This window comes from Pedobacter albus, assembly GCF_036324255.1.
Classification (GTDB): Bacteria; Bacteroidota; Bacteroidia; order Sphingobacteriales; family Sphingobacteriaceae; genus Pedobacter; species Pedobacter albus.
Genome location: NZ_JAZDQT010000001.1, coordinates 1,537,561 through 1,557,479, shown reverse-complemented (window position 1 = coordinate 1,557,479; position 19,919 = coordinate 1,537,561). Strand labels below are relative to the sequence as shown.

The 19,919-nt window shown below is 43.8% G+C and carries 15 protein-coding genes; 7 read left to right on the top strand and 8 right to left on the bottom strand.

The window, feature by feature from the left end; translation table 11 throughout:
* Positions 1 to 69 precede the first annotated feature (69 nt).
* Positions 70 to 1,476, top strand: a complete 1,407-nt coding sequence (locus VRU48_RS06485; RefSeq protein ID WP_330107105.1) for an efflux transporter outer membrane subunit — start codon at positions 70 to 72, stop codon at positions 1,474 to 1,476.
* 164 nt (positions 1,477 to 1,640) lie between these two features.
* The gene (locus tag VRU48_RS06480; protein WP_330107104.1) at positions 1,641 to 2,636 is read left to right on the top strand and encodes a phosphotransferase enzyme family protein; all 996 of its coding nucleotides are present in this window, start codon (positions 1,641 to 1,643) and stop codon (positions 2,634 to 2,636) included.
* 69 nt (positions 2,637 to 2,705) lie between these two features.
* Here the strand turns inward: VRU48_RS06480 and VRU48_RS06475 are convergent, their stop codons facing one another.
* Both VRU48_RS06475 and VRU48_RS06470 read right to left on the bottom strand, forming a co-directional pair.
* Positions 2,706 to 3,974, bottom strand: a complete 1,269-nt coding sequence (locus VRU48_RS06475) for a metal-dependent hydrolase family protein (RefSeq protein WP_330107103.1) — start codon at positions 3,972 to 3,974, stop codon at positions 2,706 to 2,708.
* Between the two features lie 95 nt (positions 3,975 to 4,069).
* A complete protein-coding gene (locus VRU48_RS06470) occupies positions 4,070 to 5,320 on the bottom strand; it encodes an erythromycin esterase family protein (protein ID WP_330107102.1) in 1,251 nt (416 codons plus the stop codon).
* A gap of 109 nt (positions 5,321 to 5,429) precedes the next feature.
* Between VRU48_RS06470 and VRU48_RS06465 the strand changes: the two genes are divergently transcribed.
* Together VRU48_RS06465 and VRU48_RS06460 are read left to right on the top strand one after the other, a co-directional pair.
* Positions 5,430 to 6,551 (top strand): sensor histidine kinase, encoded by a 1,122-nt coding sequence (locus VRU48_RS06465; protein WP_330107101.1) that lies wholly within the window; start codon positions 5,430 to 5,432, stop codon positions 6,549 to 6,551.
* Entirely contained in the window at positions 6,548 to 7,228 is a 681-nt protein-coding gene (locus VRU48_RS06460; protein WP_330107100.1) for a LytR/AlgR family response regulator transcription factor, read from the top strand. The genes VRU48_RS06465 and VRU48_RS06460 overlap by 4 nt, the downstream gene beginning before the upstream one ends.
* A gap of 2 nt (positions 7,229 to 7,230) precedes the next feature.
* Here the strand turns inward: VRU48_RS06460 and VRU48_RS06455 are convergent, their stop codons facing one another.
* Both VRU48_RS06455 and VRU48_RS06450 read right to left on the bottom strand, forming a co-directional pair.
* Positions 7,231 to 7,959: a LytR/AlgR family response regulator transcription factor gene (locus VRU48_RS06455; RefSeq protein WP_330107099.1), complete on the bottom strand. Its 729-nt coding sequence runs from the start codon at positions 7,957 to 7,959 to the stop codon at positions 7,231 to 7,233.
* Positions 7,956 to 9,452, bottom strand: coding sequence for a sensor histidine kinase (locus VRU48_RS06450; RefSeq protein WP_330107098.1), 1,497 nt, complete (start codon positions 9,450 to 9,452; stop codon positions 7,956 to 7,958). The genes VRU48_RS06455 and VRU48_RS06450 overlap by 4 nt, the downstream gene beginning before the upstream one ends.
* A 287-nt stretch (positions 9,453 to 9,739) precedes the next feature.
* Between VRU48_RS06450 and VRU48_RS06445 the strand changes: the two genes are divergently transcribed.
* Positions 9,740 to 10,639 (top strand): ABC transporter ATP-binding protein, encoded by a 900-nt coding sequence (locus VRU48_RS06445; protein ID WP_330107097.1) that lies wholly within the window; start codon positions 9,740 to 9,742, stop codon positions 10,637 to 10,639.
* Positions 10,636 to 14,154, top strand: a complete 3,519-nt coding sequence (locus tag VRU48_RS06440) for a M1 family aminopeptidase (RefSeq protein WP_330107096.1) — start codon at positions 10,636 to 10,638, stop codon at positions 14,152 to 14,154. Before VRU48_RS06445 ends, VRU48_RS06440 begins: the two co-directional genes overlap by 4 nt.
* Positions 14,155 to 14,224: 70 nt before the next feature.
* On the opposite strand, the gene VRU48_RS06435 is transcribed toward VRU48_RS06440, so the two are convergent.
* From VRU48_RS06435 to VRU48_RS06425, 3 genes are all read right to left on the bottom strand, one after another.
* Positions 14,225 to 15,223 (bottom strand): aldo/keto reductase, encoded by a 999-nt coding sequence (locus VRU48_RS06435; RefSeq protein WP_330107095.1) that lies wholly within the window; start codon positions 15,221 to 15,223, stop codon positions 14,225 to 14,227.
* Positions 15,224 to 15,270: 47 nt separating this feature from the next.
* Positions 15,271 to 16,488 carry a multidrug effflux MFS transporter gene (locus VRU48_RS06430; RefSeq protein ID WP_330107094.1) on the bottom strand — a complete coding sequence of 406 codons (1,218 nt, stop codon included), beginning with the start codon at positions 16,486 to 16,488 and terminating at the stop codon, positions 15,271 to 15,273.
* 90 nt (positions 16,489 to 16,578) lie between these two features.
* Complete coding sequence (locus tag VRU48_RS06425) at positions 16,579 to 17,487, bottom strand: helix-turn-helix domain-containing protein (protein ID WP_330107093.1); 909 nt, start codon at positions 17,485 to 17,487, stop codon at positions 16,579 to 16,581.
* Positions 17,488 to 17,633: 146 nt separating this feature from the next.
* Between VRU48_RS06425 and VRU48_RS06420 the strand changes: the two genes are divergently transcribed.
* Complete coding sequence (locus VRU48_RS06420) at positions 17,634 to 19,070, top strand: S41 family peptidase (RefSeq protein WP_330107092.1); 1,437 nt, start codon at positions 17,634 to 17,636, stop codon at positions 19,068 to 19,070.
* Between the two features lie 109 nt (positions 19,071 to 19,179).
* On the opposite strand, the gene VRU48_RS06415 is transcribed toward VRU48_RS06420, so the two are convergent.
* The gene (locus tag VRU48_RS06415; protein WP_330107091.1) at positions 19,180 to 19,833 is read right to left on the bottom strand and encodes a YceI family protein; all 654 of its coding nucleotides are present in this window, start codon (positions 19,831 to 19,833) and stop codon (positions 19,180 to 19,182) included.
* Positions 19,834 to 19,919 lie beyond the last annotated feature (86 nt).

The window sequence follows — 19,919 nt, the reverse complement described above, 5'->3', positions numbered from 1 at the left end:
TTCAATCATTCAAAACTCAATCATTCACTAATTAAAACTCATTCATTCAAAATTAAAAATATAAGACAGATGAACTCTAGACATAAATATTCGTTATTAATCCTTGGCTTTGTTGTACTGAGCCTCAGTGCCTGTGTAACCAAAAAATACACACGCCCGGAGGTCATCAGCGATAATTTGTACCGTAGTCAAACGGGTACTGATACCACCACTATCGCCAATTTGCCTTGGAAAACCTTGTTTGCCGATACGGAGTTGCAAAACTTGATTGAGCAGGGGCTAAAAGAAAATCTCGATCTGAAAACAGCCATCGAGCGTATTAAAGTGGCCGAGGCTACCTTATTACAAAACAGGATGGCCTTGTTGCCAAGCTTGCAAGGCGATGTTTCGGTAACCGATGCCAAACAATCGAGAGCCGCATTGAACTTTCCGGCAGGCATCAACATCGATTTGGAAACCCAAACTTACCGTGCGCAGCTCAGCACCAGCTGGGAAGCCGATATTTGGGGCAAATTGAGCAGTGCCAAGCGTTCGGCCTATGCTGCCTTATTGCAAAGCGATGCCGCCAAGCGTGCCGTACAAACCCAACTGATTGCCAATATTGCCAATGCCTACTACAATTTGCTGGCCTTGGATCAGCAATTGGCCATTACCGAACAAACGGTTAAAGTGAGAGAGAAAAGCGTAAGCACCATGAAAGAGCTCAAAGAAGGCGCTATTGTAAACGGTGCTGCGGTAGTGCAAAGCGAAGCCAATTTGTATGCGGCGCAGGTAACCATCCCCGATTTGAAAAGAAGCATCAGGGAAGCCGAAAATGCCTTAAGCACTTTGTTGGGAAGGGCGCCAGGTACCATTAACCGTACCAGTTTGGATAAACAAGTGCCTTACAACGATTTGAAAACCGGTGTTTCTGCACAGTTGTTGCAAAACCGTCCGGATGTGCAAGCGGCCGAATTGGGCCTGCGTTCGGCTTTCGAAAATACCAATGTAGCCAGGACCTATTTTTATCCAGCCTTGACTTTAACGGCTTCGGGAGGTTTATCGAGCTTACAACTGAAAGATTTCTTTAGCCAATCGATTTTTTACAATCTGGTAGGAGGCTTAACCCAGCCTATTTTTGCCAAAGGACAGAACAAGGCGCGTTTAAAAACAGCACAGGCACAACAGCAGATTGCTTTCTATGGTTTTCAGCAAAGCCTATTAACCGCCGGACAAGAAGTTTCGAATGCCTTGTATGCTTACCAAACGGCAACCGAAAAAGAAGACACGCGCGCCAAACAAATCGCTTCTTTAACCAAAGCGGTAGATTTTACCCAAGAACTGTTGCGCTATAGTTCGGCAACCAACTATACCGATGTATTAACTTCTGAGCAAAGCCTATTGGCGGCACAATTGAGCAGCGTAAGTGATAAACTGCAGAAACTGCAGGCTGTAGTCAATTTGTACAAGGCCTTAGGTGGAGGCTGGAAACAGTAAGAACGAAAAAAAAGCCCGCAACGCGGGCTTTTTTGTTCATTGGCTGATTAGTTCATTGGTTCACTTGTTCATTGGTTTGTTGATGGGCTTAGCTGTAAACTGAGAATCGAAAACTGTTAACTGAAAACTACAGGCCATCAACTATTCCCTATATTTGCATCATCATGGATATTTTCCCCACGCAGTACTCAACCCTTTCTTCTCGAGCCCTAAAAGATTTCCTGGAACAGCAATACGGTTTTTCGCAAATGAGATGCCGCTTGCTGGTACATAATGTGAGCGATACCTACCTGCTCGAAAACGATACCGAGAAGTATATTTTCAAGATCTATCGCGATGCGCACAGAAAGCTCGACGAAATCATGGCCGAAGTAGAGCTGCTCAATATCCTCCAAGAAAACGGAGTAAGTGTTTCTTATCCCATCAAAGCGTTGGATGGTAACCAGATCCAATCTTTTAATGCCGCAGAAGGAACGCGCCATGGAATCTTATTGAGTTATGCTTTGGGCCAACCGGTTTATGAGCTTAGTCCACAACAATTAGAAACCCTAGGCACAGAAATGGCTAAATTCCACAATTTAGCTTCGGTTATCGAATTGAAAAACCCAAGAAAAGACTATACGCTAGCGACTACGATCACCCAGCCAGTAGTAGGAATAAAGCCGGCTTTTGAGGGGCTGGGGGAAGTTTATGCGGATCTGGTTCAAATGGCTACTCAGGTAAGCACTCAACTAGAAAAGTTGGACCTGAGTAATTTTAGTTATGGTTATTGCCACTTCGATTTTCTGCCGAAAAACTTCCATTTCCAAGAGAATGGACAACTCACTTTCTTCGATTTCGATTTTATAGGTAAGGGATATTTGATTAACGATATCACCTCTTTTTACATCCATTATTTTCTGGAATGTTTCCACAATAAAATCAGTAGGGAAGAAGCAGAAAAGTCTTTTGCCTTGTTTGTAGAGGCCTATCGAAAAACGAGACCCTTAAGCGATGAAGAACTCGCTGCCATGCCTTATTTTGGTTTTGGCTTTTGGGTGTTTTACCTTGGTTTCCAATACGAAAACTTCGACGACTGGTCGAGCATTTTCTTCGGGCCGAATTATTTGAAGCAAAGAGTTGCGCTGATCGGGAAATGGCTGGAATGGTTTCGCGACTAGTTTATTAGTTTGTTGCCAAATCTTGCGATAAACTGAAAACTATCAATTGCAAATCGCCAACTAATTACCTTACTTAAGATCCGATTTGTAGATTTTCCCATCTTTCATCACAAACACCACCTCCTTTGTTTTTTTGATATCTATGCTTGGATCGCCTTGTACGGCAATAATGTCGGCCATGAGGCCTTTGCGCAGGCTTCCAATCTTTTCGTCGTAGCCAAAGGCTTTGGCATTGACTGAGGTTGCCGATCGCAGTACATCGATAGGTTTCATGCCATAGGCTACCATTAGTTCCATTTCGCGGGCATTGGTACCATGGGCAAAAACACCCACATCGCCACCCATTAAAATGGTAACGCCGGTGCGCAAAGCCAGTTCGAAGCTTTTCTTTTTGTTTTTGATGCGGTCGGGCTCCGGATCAATGCCCTTTTTCCAGCCATCATATTGCAAAGTAGCATCGCTGGCGGCCAAAGTAGGGCATAAGGCAACTCCTTTTTCTTTCATGAGTTTAAAAATTTCCTCATCGCCATTGTCGCCATGTTCTATGGTTGATATGCCCCCTAAAATTGCCCGGCGCATGCCTTCTTTAGTCGAGGCATGGGCAACTGTTGGCCTACCGCTGCTTTTGGCAATGGCACTTGCCGTGGCTATTTCTTCGATGCTAAAAGTGGGAGCTGGTTTGCCGTCCAATCCCCAACGGTAATCGGCATAGAGCTTGATCAAATCGGCGCCCTTGCTAATTTGCAGGTAAACCTCTTTGGCCATTTCGGCAGTGCCGGCCACTTCGGCGGCGCCTTGGGGCAAATCCAAATCCGCATTTTTATAGTTGGGCCCGTAGCTTCCCTTGGCCACAATGGCCTTGGTGGCAATAATCATTCTAGGCCCGCTGATTATGCCTTTTTCTAGGGCTTGTTTGAGGCCTACATCGTCAAATCCAGCGCCTTCGGTACCCAAATCGCGAACCGTGGTAAAACCGGCCATTAAGGTTGCTTCGGCGTGTTTAACGGCTCTGGCGGTTCTTTCGGCACGACTTTCTTTCAGCACCTGATCGTTCCAGCTTACTTCGTTGTAGGGATGCAAAAACAAATGCGAGTGTCCTTCAATGAAGCCAGGCAGCAAGGTCGTACCTGGCAATTCAATAATTTTGGTGTGGGCTGGCAACTTAAAAGTCATGGCGCCCACGGCCTCAATTTGCTTGCCTTTTACCAATACCACCCAGTTGCTGTGCAAGCTTTCGCCATCAAAAACCTGAGCCGGCTTTAAAAGAATAAGCGAATCTTGCTGGGCAAATGCCGAGAGCCCAAAACAAAGCAATACCAAAGAGAAAATAGCTTTCATAAGCTCAAGATAAGAAAAAAGGGGATGCTTGTATCGCAATTTACCTATCCTGCCAAGATGTAATTACAAATTTACCTTGAGCCTATGCTTTCTGTTTATTTTAAGGGAGTAGCGGCGTGGGTATTGCTCACGAACAAAAAGGCATCAAAATGTTGACTGATATTGGTTTTATCGTTGGTGCTTGGATCACTCTTTGGGCCATAGCCTATGAAACGCAAAGGCTTCACTTCGTTTTTGCTGTTGTATTGCGCAGGGAAAATGTAAAAAGCTGGTTTGTTCAGGCTTAAAAACTGGGTTTCCCACGATTCGGCTACAGTTTTTTCTAAGGGATAGGCTTTCATCGGATTGGTATAGGTATCGCGCGATTGTTCGGTTGCCGCAAAAGTTCCGGTGGCCGTTCCGGTGCCCATCACAAAATACTGGTTGGGGAACAGCTTGGCAATTTCGCCACCCATGCCACCGACTTCATTATCGTAAATGCCTGTTTTGGCTACGTGGCCATTGTGAGCCCAAATAATCATTTTATCTGGAGTGCCCTTTAATATTTCGGCTACGTTGGTGGCCATGTTTACATCGCGGCTCAGTTCAGGTTTTTTTAGGGCACTGTAATAGAAAGGCGAGAAAGCTTGTTTAATATTCAGCAAAATCAAATGGCTTTCTGATTTCAGCTTTTCAGACAGTTTAGATTGCTGTATTTTTTGATCGAGGCTATCGGCCAATAAATAGCCTTTGTAGCTGCTGTTGCTCATGGCTTCGAAATCAATTTTGCTGTTTTTGTCGTTCATGGCTTCCCAAGTGGCATCCTGTAAAGAAGCTGGGGCTTTTAAGCGGTTCACATCAGCCAAAAAATCGGGTTGCTTAGCCAACGTTTTTTGCAAGGTTTCGATATCAACGTTGTTGTACACATAGTCTATGCCGTCAATTAGCACTTTCTTTTGATGGGTTTGGTTGTAGCTTCGCACCCAAGCCAGCAGTTCTTTGGTTTCTTCGTTCTGCCAAATGCTGAGCAGGCGCTTTTTCATCAAGGTATTCAGGTCGGCTTGACTGTTTAGTTCTTGATTGAGCATCAGGCCATCGCTCAGGTCGTTTTCAAAGGCAATGTGGGTAAAGCCTTTATTTTCGATCAGGTCGCGGGTAATCCAATAACGGAGTTTATAAAATTCGGCAGTGCCATGTGTACCTTCGCCCAAGGCTACAATTCGTTTTTTGGCCATTTTTTCAATCAGTGGTTGGGCACTTTTTACAAATGCCTGTCTGCTGGCCAGGTTGAGCTCGTTGACCGATTGTGCCCGAGCATTAAAAGTTAAAAAGAGAGCGGCGATAAAAAGTTGAAGTGTTGTTTTCATGTGCTTGTTTTTTGATGATGCAAATCAACACACAAAAAACAGGCTTGCTGGTTATTATTCGACCGAGGCCAAAGCGCAGGCTGCCAAACGGCGACTGATTTTTTTAGTCGTGCAAAAACAGGCCTTCGTCGAAAACAAACACGGCATAGTCAATAAATATTACGATTTTAGCACCATCATGAAGAAACCAGTGCTTACTTTTCCTCTTTTTTTCGAACTGATCATTTGGTTGTTTTATGTTGGCATCTATAAGTATTCTGCCTACATGGAAAGCTCCAGTTTGCCCCATGTGCCGAATAATGACCTGCCTTACCTGCAAATTTGCCTGTACAGCATCTGTTCAACGCTGTTGCTTATTCCGTACTATCGTTGGCTTGTTCCTCATTTGTTGCAACGCAAAAAGTATTTGGGCCTGTTTGTGCTTACGGTAGCCTATTTTTTGCTGCTAATGCCTTTGAATAACATAGGGGTTTCATGGTTGTTTAAAATGACTACGCGAGGCCTCCCTGTGAATGGGTTTTTTAAATTTGCCTATCAATATTGGGATTGGAACATGATGTTTACCGACTTGATTGCCTTTTTTTGCATCGGGCTTTCCAGGTTTTCGTATCAGAACGAAATCAAACGCCACCAGTCGGAAACCGATAACCTACACCTGCAGCTTAATATGCTCAAAACCCAGTTACAGCCTCATTTTTTGTTCAATACTTTAAATAGTTTGTATGGCTTGAGCTTGGTAGGGTCAAAAGAAACGCCCCGTTTTATTTTGCTGCTTTCGCAAATGATGCAATACATTTTGTACGATTGCGACAAGGAAGAAGTGAGCCTGCAGGAAGAAATCGATTTTTTGAAAGGCTATTTTGAATTGGAACAACAAAAATTTCCGAAGGCCAGCATTGTTTTTCAGGCGCCAGAGGTAGATGAAGCAATTAAAATTCCGCCACTGCTGTTTTTGCCCTTGGTCGAAAATAGTTTTAAGCACGGCCGGCATAAACTGGAAGACCATGCTTCGGTATTGGCCCACATCACAATAAGCCCAACACAGATCAGTTTTACCATACAGAACGATAAACTGCAGACCATACTTCAACTCGGTACAAAACCTGTTGGTGGTATCGGATTGGTCAACATCAAAAAAAGATTGGAACTTTATTATCCAAAACAGCACCAGCTGACCTTAACAGAAGAAAATGGCCAATATGTGGCCTCCGTAATTTTGAACCGCAAATGAACTGCATTGTCATAGACGACGAGCCGATGGCTCACCAGGTATTAGCACATTACATTGGCCAAACGCCAGGTCTGCAACATTTGGCTTCATTTAGAAATGCCATTGAAGCATTCGAGTATTTGGGCAAGCACAAGGTAGACCTGTTGTTTTTGGATATTGAAATGCCCCTGGTTAATGGACTGCATTTTTTGAAGGCCTTAACGGTAAGGCCAAAGACCATTTTTACCACGGCCTATAAGCAATATGCCTTTGAGAGTTATGAACTTGAGGCTGTTGATTATTTGTTAAAACCATTTTCGTACGAACGTTTTATGAAAGCGGTAAACAAGGCGGGACTTTCAAATGCTGCTCCTGAAAATGACCTAACGGGGCATTTGCTGATTAAGGATGGGCAAAGCCTGCTCAACCTCAAGCAACAGGATATCATTTACATAGAGGGCAGCAAAGATTATGTAAAGATTTTTACCAAAGAGCAATTTTACCTGGTATACCAAACCCTAAAAGGCCTACTTGAACAGTTGCAACCCAAACAATTTTTGCAGGCGCATCGTTCGTACATTGTCAACAAAAACCATGTACAACGCATTGTGGATAATAAGCTGATTCTCAGTAACCAATCCGCTGTACCGATTGGTCCGTTGTATAAAAAAGAGTTGTTGGAAGCGATGAACGGCTAGTTTTATTCTTCCATGTCGAGCAATTGCTTGATGATGGGCCTAAAGTTTTTGCCGATGGGCAGTTCGCGCTTGTTTTTGAGGTATATGGTATTTCCCTCCATGTAGTGCACAAATTTCTTGTTCAGGATGTAGGATTTATGGATGCGGACAAAGGTTGATGCAGGCAATTGCTCTTCAAAACTGCTCATGGTTCTGGGCGTTAGCAGAAAATCGTTGTCGCGCCAAACCTTTACATAGTTGCCCAAACTTTCTAGATACTGAATTTCGTCTAAGGGCATCAAAACTGTCTTTTTGTCCGCCTTGATGGCAATTTGTGCACTCTCGGGAGCTAGTGTTTGTTGCGGTGCATTTCCCTTGGAAGCCTGTTTTTTGAGGTTATGGATTTCGAGTGCGCGATTGGCCGCTTTAAGCAGGCGGTCGAAACGGAACGGTTTGTGCAGGTAATCGCAAACATCAAGGTCGAAGCTTTCCAATGCATATTCTTCGTAAGCCGAAGTAATGATGATGATGGGTTTGTGCGTTAGTGTTCTGATAAAATCCAGGCCATTGAGCTTAGGCATGCGGATGTCGAGAAAAATAAGGTCGATTTCATTTTTGCTCAAGAAATCCAGCGCCTCTGTTGCCCTGTAAAACTGCCCAGCCACCTCAATAAAAGGAATATCTTCCAGATAGGTGAGGATGATGTCGTGCGCCAGTGGCTCATCGTCTATAATCAAGCAACGTAAACTCATGATAAATGGAGGAATAGCTCTGCCTTAAAAATAAAATTATCTTGGCTAATGGCCAAGCGGTGTTGGTCGGGGTAAAGCAATTCTAAACGCTTCACAAGATTTTGAAGCCCGATGCCACTTGTTTTTTCAGGTCCGTTATCTTCGAAAGAATTTTCGCAGCAGAAATAAAGCTTCTTTTGTTGGCAACTTAGCTTTAGTCTTAAAAATGAAGCTTCTTCGGCAGGTTCAATGCCGTGTTTAAAAGCATTTTCGATCAGGATGATGAGCATCAAGGGGGCAATGGTTTGCTTGTCGTCGCTAATTTCTACCTCAAATTTAAGGTCTAGAGGCTTTTTGAGCCTGATTTGCTGCAATTGGATATAGTCTTCCATGTATTTCAGCTCGTCGGCCAAGCTTACCTGCTTTTCCTGGCCTTTGTAAATGGTATAGCGCATCAGTTCGGCCAGTTGTAAAATACTTTCGGGCGTTTTATCCGATTTTTGCAGACTTAACGCATAAAGATTGTTGAGCGTATTGAAAAAGAAGTGCGGATTGAGCTGTTGTTTCAGCAAATCGAGTTCGGCCTGCGATTTTTCTTTTTCCAACGAAATAATCTGGTTGTTCTGCTTGCCCCATTGCAACGAAAGCACGATTGGGAGGCTCAAAATCATAATGCCGATGACGCTAAAGGCATTTTCGAGGTCGAAAGGATTGGGAGAGAAAATATCGCGACCAAATATCTTGTTAATGGGCAAAAACAGCAAAAGCTGTGCAATAATGGGGTAGAGGATAACTACGGTAGTTAATAGGCTTAAGATGTAACTGGTGAGGCCCTGTTGTTTCAGCACTTTGGCAACAAGGTACCGGTTGTTGATGAAAAAGAACAGGTAGCCCGATAGGTACATGATTAAAAACTGGGCAAAAAAGCTGATGAAGGTTCCGAAGTGGCGCAACACCTTAAAAAAGCTGAACTCTAATCCTACCAACAGGTTGTTCTTTTGGTCGTAACGCGGATTGCCCATGCTCGAAACGGCCATAATGGAAATGGTAAGTGCAAAAAGTACGATGCTGATGAATACTGCGTTTTCGAGCCCTATTTTTTTGATCCATTTAACGTGCCTGATGCTGTTTTGATAATAGCTGTTTATACTGAGCAATAATGCCAAAGCTAAGGTCGCGCCAGCGGTAAGTGTATACAGGCCAGTGTATTGACGGGGAAATAGGCAAGCGAAAAGCGCGGCCATTGCCGGTACGCAAACCAAGAAGCAAAGCAACCAATAGCGCAGGTACTTTTTTGGTGTAGTATTGGTCCATAATTGGGGTTTGAGCCACGAAAATATCAAGCAGGGTGCCAGTACCGGAAAAGTAAGTAATAGGTAGTTGAAATAACTGCCCCAGTTGCTTGTGCCCTTGTCCAATGAGAAAAGAATAGCAATCCAAAACCAGAGCCCAATAAAAATAAAGAACTCGTGGCGTTTGAAAATCACATTGAAACGGGCCGTTAATCTATCCATTGCTTTAAAAATAACGAAAGAACAACAAATTGCCCATATCCTCAAATCTAAATGACAAAGGTGGGCTTTTTGGTGATGAAAGGAGGAGGGTTGATAGTCCAGAGTCAATAGTCTATAGTCCATGGTCTATGGTCCATGGTTCATGGGCCAATAGTCAATAGGGACTTTGGTCTTTAACCTTTAACCTCATCACGAGTCTTTCGTCATCATTTTCATCGCCTTCGTCACTAAAATTTAACGCAATGGAAACAGCTGGTTTTCTTTGTTCCATCATCATTCAAAAGACAATGGAAAGACTTCAGATACAAAATCTCAGCAAGCAATATGGCAATGGCGTAAAGGCCTTAGACCATGTTACGCTTAGTATTGGCAATGGCATGTTTGGCTTGCTTGGTCCAAATGGTGCCGGCAAATCGTCGTTGATGCGTACATTAGCTACCTTGCAATTGCCCGATAGTGGGCAGGTTCATTTTGATGGGCAGGATATTTACAAAGATTCGCAATACATGCGCAACCAATTGGGCTATCTACCTCAGGATTTCGGGGTTTATCCCAAGATATCGGCTGTCGATTTGCTCAGTCATATGGCGGTGCTTAAAGGCATGCTCAACAAAAGCGAGCGGAAGGAGCAGGTGATGTCGCTGTTGCAACAAACCAATCTTTACGAGGTGCGCAAACGTGCGGTAAGCACCTATTCGGGGGGCATGAGGCAACGTTTTGGAATTGCACAGGCCTTGTTGGGCAATCCGCAACTGATCATTGTTGATGAACCCACTGCCGGTTTAGATCCGCTCGAACGGAACCGTTTCCACGACCTGCTGAGTGAAATCGGCGAACAGAAAGTAGTATTGCTCTCTACCCATATTGTAGAAGATGTACACGATTTGTGTCCCGAAATGGCGGTGTTGGCAGGCGGAAAAGTCATTTTGAAAGGTAAACCATCCATTTTAACCGAAGGCCTAAACGGCAGGATATGGCGCAAAACCATTTCAAAAGAGGCCTTGGCCGATTATACAACCGTGTTTAATGTCATTTCTACTCGCAGATTAGCGGGACAGATCCAGTTGCACGTACTAGCCGATGAGCGCCCAGCAACAGGTTTCGAGCCTTTTTATCCGGGTTTGGAAGAAGTGTATTTCTCGTCACTGTTCGGCGCACAACAGGTACAAGAGGAGGGCAGAAGATGATTGGTCAATTGTTAAGGTTTGAGCTGCAATACCATTTCAGGCAGCTATCTTTTAAAATTACGGCCCTGTTGTTCTTTGCATTGGGCATGTTCATTGTCAATGGCGGTTTCGGCAGCAGTGAAGTGTATAAAAATTCGCCCTTTACCATTACTTATATTACCAGTTTCTTGTCTTTGCTTACCGTATTTGCAAGCACGCTGTGTTGTGCCAATGTGGTGCTGAGAGATCAGGTTTACCAAATGGATAGTGTGGTGTTTACCACTTCCATCAAAAAAATGCCCTATTTTTTTGTGCGTTTTGCGGGACTGGTGATGGCTGTGTTTTTTATACTGGTTATAGCCCTGTTGGGCATGTTGTTGGGCGGCTACTTGTTTGCGGCCGATCAGTTGGGGCCATTTAAATTGATCAATTACCTGCAACCTTTGCTGGTTTTTGGCCTGCCTAATATTTTGTTTTCGTCGGCCATCATTTTTTGCACCGCTGTGCTCAGCAAAAATACCAGGGCTATTTATGCCGCAGGTGTATTGCTGTATATTTTGTACATGGCAGCTTCTATTTTGGGTAATTCGCCCATGCTGGCCAATTCGGCTTATAAAACAAGCGATTCGTTGGCTGTTCCCATCTTAACAGACCCTTTTGGCTTGGCTGCTTTCTTTGCCACGGTAAAAACCTGGACCGATTTGCAACGCAATACCTTGCAATTTCCGGTTGAAGGGCTGTTTTTGATCAATCGCATACTGTGGCTGGGCTTTACTACGGTGCTGATTGTGCTGAGCTACCGTTTCTTCAACTTCAGGTTAGGGCAAACGCTCAAAAGCAAGCCGGCCAAGGCCTCAAAAAGAAAAATTGCACTTGTGCCTTTCAGAAATTTTAAAACACAGGCCCAAGGACTTGGCTATAGCTGGCAAGTATTTAAGTCGCAGTTTAAGCTCGAAACTGTTTCGCTGTTCAAGCATATTTCGTTTATGGTGATGCTGTTGCTCTGGATATTTATTTACACCATCGAACTCAAAGAAACGATTTTTAACGGCCAGTACGGAACTTCTGCCTATCCAACAACCGGTTTAATTGTAGAGCAGTTGCGCTCAATGCGTTTTTCGTTGATCTTGGTCATCTTTTTTGCGGCGGAGTTATTGGGAAGCGAACGATCGGTCAACATCCATTCGCTCATTTACAGCACACCGATTAAGAACTGGCCCATGTGGATGGCCAAAACACTGGCACTCATGGTTTTGGTACTGGCGCTTACCACAACCAATATAAGCATTGGCATTGCCTTGCAACTGAGTCATGGCTATTTTAATATCGAACCGCTTACCTACATTTCTTTGTACTATTACAATTCCTTGCCGTTGTGCTTGTTCGTTGTACTCATTGTGTTTGCGCAGAATTTAAGTGCCAACAAATACCTGGGTATGGTATTGGGCCTGTTTGTTACTGTGTTTTTCGTCATGGCGCAACGTGTGGGATTGGAACATTACCTTTTCCGTTTTGCTACCGTACCCGATCTCGAATATTCCTATTTTAATGGTTTTGGCCATTATGCAAAGGCTTTTGATTGGTACATGGTTTATTGGGCTGGCTTTTGTATGTTGTTGGCTGGTTTAACTGTTGCCATGTGGCAAGACCGATTGAGCAGTACCTTGGCACAACGCTTTAAAAAGATTGGTGGTTTTGTGATGAGGCATAAATTGTTGTTTGGTATAGCCATTGTGGTGTTTTTGACCAGTGGGGGTTACATTTATGAGCAAACCAATCTTGTAGGAGGCTATCAAAACAAAAAGGCCCAACTCGATTGGCGCATCCGCTACGAGAAAAAATACAAGGCACTGGCCAATTTGCCACAGCCTACCGTTAAATCGGTTAAAACCCATGTCGATTTACTGACCAAAGAGGCTAAATACCGGGTTAAGGGCAGTTACTTGCTGAAAAATGAAAGCAAGCAAGCCATTGCTAAAATCTGGGTAGGCATTAACCGGGAGGTGAATTATTTCGAGGTAGGGGTGCGAGCCAAGAGGAAGTCGACCGTTGACCAGGAATTTAAACAACAGTTTATCGAATTGGAAAAACCTCTAAAACCAGGCGATACGCTAAGCATGGACTTTAAGCTTGAAGTAATTACCTCTGGTTTTGTGCCCTTTAACAAAGAAAATTCAGTGGTCGAAAATGGTTCTTACATCGAATTGGAAAAGTTTGTGCCCGACTTTGGTTATAACAGTGGACTGGAAACAAGTGATGAACGGGCTAGAAAAAAAGCCGGATTGGCACCGATTATCATAGACAATGCCACCGACAGCACCTACCATCTGATTGATTTTGAAACCACGATATCAACGGCTCCAGATCAGCAAGTGGTTACCGTTGGCCAATTGCAAAAAGAATGGACAAAAGATGGCCGACGTTATTTCCATTATAAAACCACGCAGCCTATCGATTTTATGTTCGCGTTAAGTTCGGCACGCTATCAGGTAAAAACCGAGCTTTACCAAGGCATTGCGCTTAAACTCTATTACCTCAAAGGGCATGAATACAACTTGAAAGATATGCTACAGGGCATGAAAGATGCCTTAAGCTATGGCGCGGAGAACTATAGTCCGTATCAGTTTAAGCAATTGAGTCTGGCCGAACTGCCGCAGTACAATGGCGCAGCCACCGCTTATGCCGGGGTACTTTTTAGTGCCGAGAGGCTCAATTTCCTCACTAACTATAACAAAAGTCTGATTAACCACGCCTATGCCATTGCTGCCCATGAAACCGCACACCAGTGGTGGGCCAACCAGTTGAGGTCTTTGTCGCAACCCGGAGCCGATATGTTTACCGAATCGATGGCGAAATATACCGAAGCGATACTGATGGAGCACAGATATGGCAAAATGTACTTGCGCAAATACCTGAGTTTCGACAATAACCTTTATTTTGTTTATAGTGCCACCGATCAAGAAGAACGGCCGTTAGGGAAATCGTACGATCAACCTTATATTTACTACCAAAAAGGCGAATTGGTGATGTATGCCTTGAAAGAAATGCTGGGCGAGCGTAAAATGAACTCCGTGCTGAGCCAGTTGCTTATGAAGTATACAAACCCCAACAAAAAGGCGGGAACCGAAGATTTGCTTGCCGAATTATACAAAGTAGCCAATAGCGAGCAAAGGCAGTTTATAGACGAGAGCATCAACAAAATCGTGGTTTACCGGATGAGCCTTAAAGTGCTGCAAGGCAAAACACTGGCCAATGGACAATACGAATTGAAGTTGCAAGTGAATATCGAGCCCAGCGAAAAGGGAGGAAAAACAGCATTGCAACCCAATATGACAGTAGATTTGGCCACTTTTGGCGAGCTTAAGGAAGACTGGACCGACCGTACCCAGCCACTTTACTTAAAGAAATACCATTTTACCAAACGCCAAACCATATTGAGCATCGTTGTGCCTCAAAAGCCAAAGGCTGTAGCCATAGATCCTTATGCCTATTATTTAGATGACAACCTGCAAGATAATCTACAAGCGATTAAATAGAGAAAAAACCTCAGAAAGCAACAAAGCTGCCCAATTAGGCAGCTTTGTTGGTAACGGATAGCGGTAAAAGTTAGTTGTTAACCAATTTCATGGCACCTTCGGCATAACGGGCACCAACATTCGGGTATTTTTTCAAGATTTCTTCTATTGCATTTAATTCTGCTCCTGACAATTGTACGTCTACGGCGCCAGCATTTTCTTGCAGGTATTTTCTTTTCTTGGTGCCCGGAATAGGGATAATATCATCGCCCTGTGCCAGCACCCAAGCCAAAGCCAATTGGGCAGGCGTACAGTTTTTGTCCTGTGCCAGGAGTGCAAAATCGGCCACTAATTTGGCATTGTTTTCGGCATGTTCGCCTTGGTTGCGCGGCAGGGTTTTTCTAAAATCGCCATCGGTTAGGGTATTGAGGTCGAGCGTATTCGAAACCAAACCCCTTGCCAATGGCGAGTAAGGCACCAAAGTAATGCCCAGTTCTCTGGTGGTTGCCAAAATTTCACCTTCCACATTTCTGGTCAGCAGAGAATATTCGCTTTGCAAGGCCGAAATAGGGTGCACGGCATGCGCTTTACGAATGGAGGCCGGCGAGGCTTCGCTCAGGCCCAGGTATTTTACCTTGCCTTCCTTTACCAGTTCGGCCATGGCGCCAACGGTTTCTTCTATCGGTATATTCACGTCAACACGGTGCGCGTAATATAAATCGATGGTGTCTACTTTTAGCCTTTTCAGACTGGCTTCAACGGCCTGTTTCATCCATTTGGGCGAACCATCAAAATAAGTCCCTACGGCGTTTGAAGTGCCTGTATCTTCCTTAAACCTGAAGCCAAATTTGGTAGCGATGAAAACCTTGTCGCGGTTGGGCACCAAAACCTTCGAAATCAGTTCTTCGTTCAGGCCATTGCCATAAACGTCGGCGGTATCCCAAAAATTAATGCCCAAATCCAAGGCTTTATGCAAAGTGGCGATGCTTTCGGTATCGTCGGCCGGGCCATAAGCAAAGCTCATGCCCATACAACCCAAGCCTATGGCCGATAGTTGTTCAGCTGTTTTTCCAAGATTTCTATATTTCATAACGATATGGTTTTAGTAGTAATAAATAACAATTTGTTCAAAATGTTTTAAGCCATTGCCGTTTTGGTGCTTAGCGTTGGTTTGACCAAAAACTGAAGCAACAGAAAAGCGAGTAGTCCGATAAACAGGTAGCCATAGCTTAATCCTAATTGAGATTGGGGATGCAAAACACCCACCACAGTGTAGCTGCATATCGAGGTAATGATGAAATTGGCACCGCCACTCAAGCCACTCGCTACTCCAGCCATTTGCGGAAATCTGCCCAAACAATAGGCGAAATAATTGTTAAAGATGAAACCAACGCAAACATGAATCAAAAAGGCGAAAAATATCAACGTGAAAATGTTGTTGAACCATTGTGCGCTAAGGAGCATGCCCGCAATAAAAATCAACTGCAATAGATTGGCAATGCGTATTTTCGGGATAAATGGCTTTTGTATCAGGGCTTTGCCCAACAAACCGCCGCACATCCAGGCTAAACCCATCATCAGGGCTGCATAACCGGCTACCACAGGCGAGTAACCGAATTGGTGCTCGATAATAAAGGAACCCGACAGTCCGAAAACCATGGTGGTGCCATAACAAAGGCCGATAATGAAGATGCCATATAAGAATAAGGGCGTGCTCAACATGGTTTTGTAGTCCTTCATCATCGATGGCAAACGAAAAGGCCGATATTCAGGAACGGTTTCGCCAGAGAAAATGGCTTCCAATACCAATACAACGATGCCGTAAATGGCCAGTACATAAAAGTTGGCCTGCCAGTTGAAATATTGTTGCAAATAACCGCCTATAAAAGGGGCAATAACTGGTGCCGACGACCAAACGATAGATAAGGAGCTCAAGTATTTTTTTCGTTCCTCACCTTCGTAAACATCCACAAAATAGGCTCTTTTGGCTACCACAATAAAACCCGTGGTAATGCCCTGCACAATACGCATGGCATAGATGACCTCAATTTGTTTGGTTAATACGATAACGAAATTGCTGATGATGAAGATAGCCAGCGCAATGAGGGTTGGTCTGTAACGGCCGTAGCTGTCAACCAGGCTACCCGTAATGAATTGAGCCAGTCCGTAACTGATCAGAAACAAGGCCAAGGTAAGCTGAATGGCATTTTCCGTTTGGTGCAGCTCGACGGCCATGTGCGGCATAGAGGGCAGGTACATATCGGTAATGAGGCCCGAAAGCGGGATCAATAAAAAAGCAATAAAAGTGGCTATCTTTTTGTTTTTGGGCTGCAGTTTTTGGGATAAGATCGGCATGGTCAAATTTTATGATACAAAACTACTCGCAATGCCGGTCTGTCTAATTATAGTTATCAAACCAAAACTTATAAAAATCAAACAGCGATTTTAAGCCATTTGCAACCTTACGGTATTGGGAGTGATACCCGTATTCTTTTTAAAGAAATTGGTAAAATAAGCAGGTTCCTGAAAACCCAAACTATAGCCTATTTCGGCAATGTTCCAATCGGTGTGCTGCAAAAGCGCCTTGGCTTCTTGCGCAATGCGACTGGCAATATGTTCGGTAGTGGTTTTGCCCGAAATTTCCTTGACCGAGCGGTTCAAATGGTTGACGTGTACAGACAGGCTGTTGGCAAAATCTTGTGCAGTTTTAATTTGCAGGGCATTTTCCGGTGCATCAATAGGGAACTGACGCTCCAGCAATTCGAGAAATAAACCGCAGATACGCGTAGAAGCGTTAATCTGTTTTTTGAATTCCTCGGTAGGCGAGAGCTTCATGGCCTGGTGGATAAGCAAATGCAGGTAGTTTTTAATGACGTTGTACTTGTGCGGGTAGTTAGATTGGATTTCGGCCTGCATTTTCATGAAAATATCAGACACTTCCTTTAACGCCATTTCATCTAAAAAGTAAACGGGATTGGCCCCCAAGCTAAACAAAGGTGATTCCTGCAAAGAGCCTTTGCGCTCGCCGGGCTCGATAAAAGCATCGGTAAAAAGGCAGAACCAGCCTTCCTGCGTTTCCGATTCGGCTTCCCACGAATAAGGTACAATAGGGTTGGAGAACAGCAGTGCAGGTTTGTTGATGTAGATCCATTTATCGGCATAGTGTAAAGTGCCCGTACCAATAATGAGCGACACCTTGTAATAATCGCGACGGCTGTAGGGCGAAATGGTGGCGCAATTGTCTCTCGAAAAGATGTTGACATGGCCAATGCGCGTGTTCAGCTCCGCCAGGTTTAAACAAGAATCTTTGAGGATGCGTTTATAGAAGTCGTTGATGGTTTCGTGCTGGCTCATAGAACAAAGTTATAAAAATCAAACCTAAAGAAACGAGGGGTTAAAGTCATCGGAATGTTTTTTTGTGGGTCGATATCCTGCACGATTTTTACAATTTTTATTTTTTGGATTTCGTTTATTTTGCCGGTATAATTAATAAACACACTATGAAGACCAAAATAATTTTCGTTGCAGCCTTGCTTTTTATCGCCAATATGGCCTACGCCCAAAACGAATGTGCCTGTGGCGATGCCCTTGACAAGTTGATTAAGAAAATCGAAAGCGAATACCCCGGTTTCGAAGAAAAGACCAAAGACAAGATTTTGTACGAGAGTTTTAAACAAGAGCTAAGGAAGCAGGCCAACAGCACCGAAAAGGCAAAATGTTTTGACATCTTGAAAAAATACACCTCCTTTTTCAGGGATGGCCATATTTGGATCAATCCGGCAACCTCTGTAGGTACAAAAAGCGTAGCCAGTACAGACCCGGCCAACTTTGTGAATATCGATGTGGTCAAATTCCGTAATGGATTGAAAAACGCTCGTAATCCGTTGGAAGGAGTTTGGAAAAACAAATTTGAATGGACAGGAGGAGCAGGCTACGAAATCGGGATAACCAAAAATAGCGATGGGGTGCAGGTGGGCTTTGTCATCAGCTCAACCTCCGCCTTTTGGAAGCCCAATGAGATCAAATTCAAGTTGTATCCTGATGGAAAGTTTGAGTTCTATGGCTTCGATAAAAAGCTAAAGACCGGTCGATACGAAATCTACAATAACAGTATCATTTATTTTAAAGAGGCGAGGGCTGTTTTCATCAAAGAAACACCACAATCAAACCTCACAGCGGAGCAGGTTAAAAGAAAAGTGGGGGAATTTTACGGCTTTACCATGAAAAAACTGACCGATAAAACCATGCTCATTACGCTTCCGTCTTTTGATTATCCCTTTGTCGATATTATCGAAGACCTTGTGGCCAGCAACCGTTCGCAATTGGCGCAGGCTGAAAACTTGATTATCGATATTCGGGGAAACTCGGGCGGTACAGACAATGCCTATCAGACGTTGTTGCCTTACCTCATGAGCAATTCTATCAGGACGATGGGGGTGGAGTACCTGGCAACCCAAACTTTGGTCAATGGCCTCGAAAGCTATATCAAAATGGTGAGCGACAAGAAGGAAAAACAGGGGGAGATAGACACGGTGAGGCGATGGATTGGCCTGTTTGAGAAAAACATGGGGAAATTTGTGAATGTTGAAGGCAGCTCGTTTGCCATCCAAAAGATCATTCCTGCCGAAAAAGGCCCTAGCCATGTACTGGTGCTTACCGACAATAGGGTGGGAAGTTCTGCCGAGAATTTTGTGATGAAGACCAAACAAAGCAAGAAAGTAAAAGTAGCCGGCACGGTAACTTCTGGCGGATTGGATTATGCGGCCGCTCGAATGTTCGATTTTGGTTGCCCCGAATACCTTTTACAGTTGCCTACTTTTCGTTCGTTAAGGTTGCCAGATTACCCGATAGATAATATTGGCATGCAACCCGACATTTATCTGGATAAGAGCGTGAAAGACTGGATTCAGTTTGCTTTGGAATATTTAGAGCAATAAGATGATGGGAATGGATTGACAATAGGATTTATAGATGCCAAAAAGCCCTCGAAATTAGAGGGCTTTTTTATTTTAATGTATGGCTAACGGTATAGGTTTAACTAACTGTTTATTTTTTTGCTATAATTTTTATTTCAAATTCAATGGAATCCGAGATAGCCCCATTGGCCAAATGCTCATAGAACTTGCCTGATTTATAACGGACATCCCATAGTGTCCGGTCAATGGTCAGCTTGCCATTTGCTTTGACTATTCCGTTATTAACTTCAACCCTGGCTGGAAAAGTAACGGGGTGGGTGATGTTCTTGATGGTCAGGTTCCCTGTAATTTGCTTGTCCTCGGTATTAATGGAAGTAACCTTGGTAATGGCGATTGTAGCAAAGGGAAATTTCTTGACGTCAAAAAAATCAGGATCTTTTAAGTGTTTAATCAAGTTGTTATCGCTCTTGTGACCTTCGTCTTCAATGGTATTCATGTCTACTTCAGCTGCGCCACCCATGAGTTGGCCATTTTCCATCATCAATTCTCCTTTTGATAGATAGACGTATCCTTTATGAGGGTTAACCCCGCCCAGCGAAGCACCTTGCCAGATTACGGCACTTTCCTTGGTGTCTATTGCAATGTATCTTTCATCCCCAACATGTAAGGATAAAGAACTTGTTGCTGCACTGTTTTTGTCTTTCCCTTTTACAGGTCCGCGGCAACCGAAGGCCAACGGGATAATCATGAAAGTTAAGTAAGCGATTGGTAGTTTGTTGTTCATGCTACAGAAATTATATGGATTAATGATCATTGATTTTAAAAACGGTAATACCTCTTTATTCCAGAGGGGATTGATGTTCGATTTGA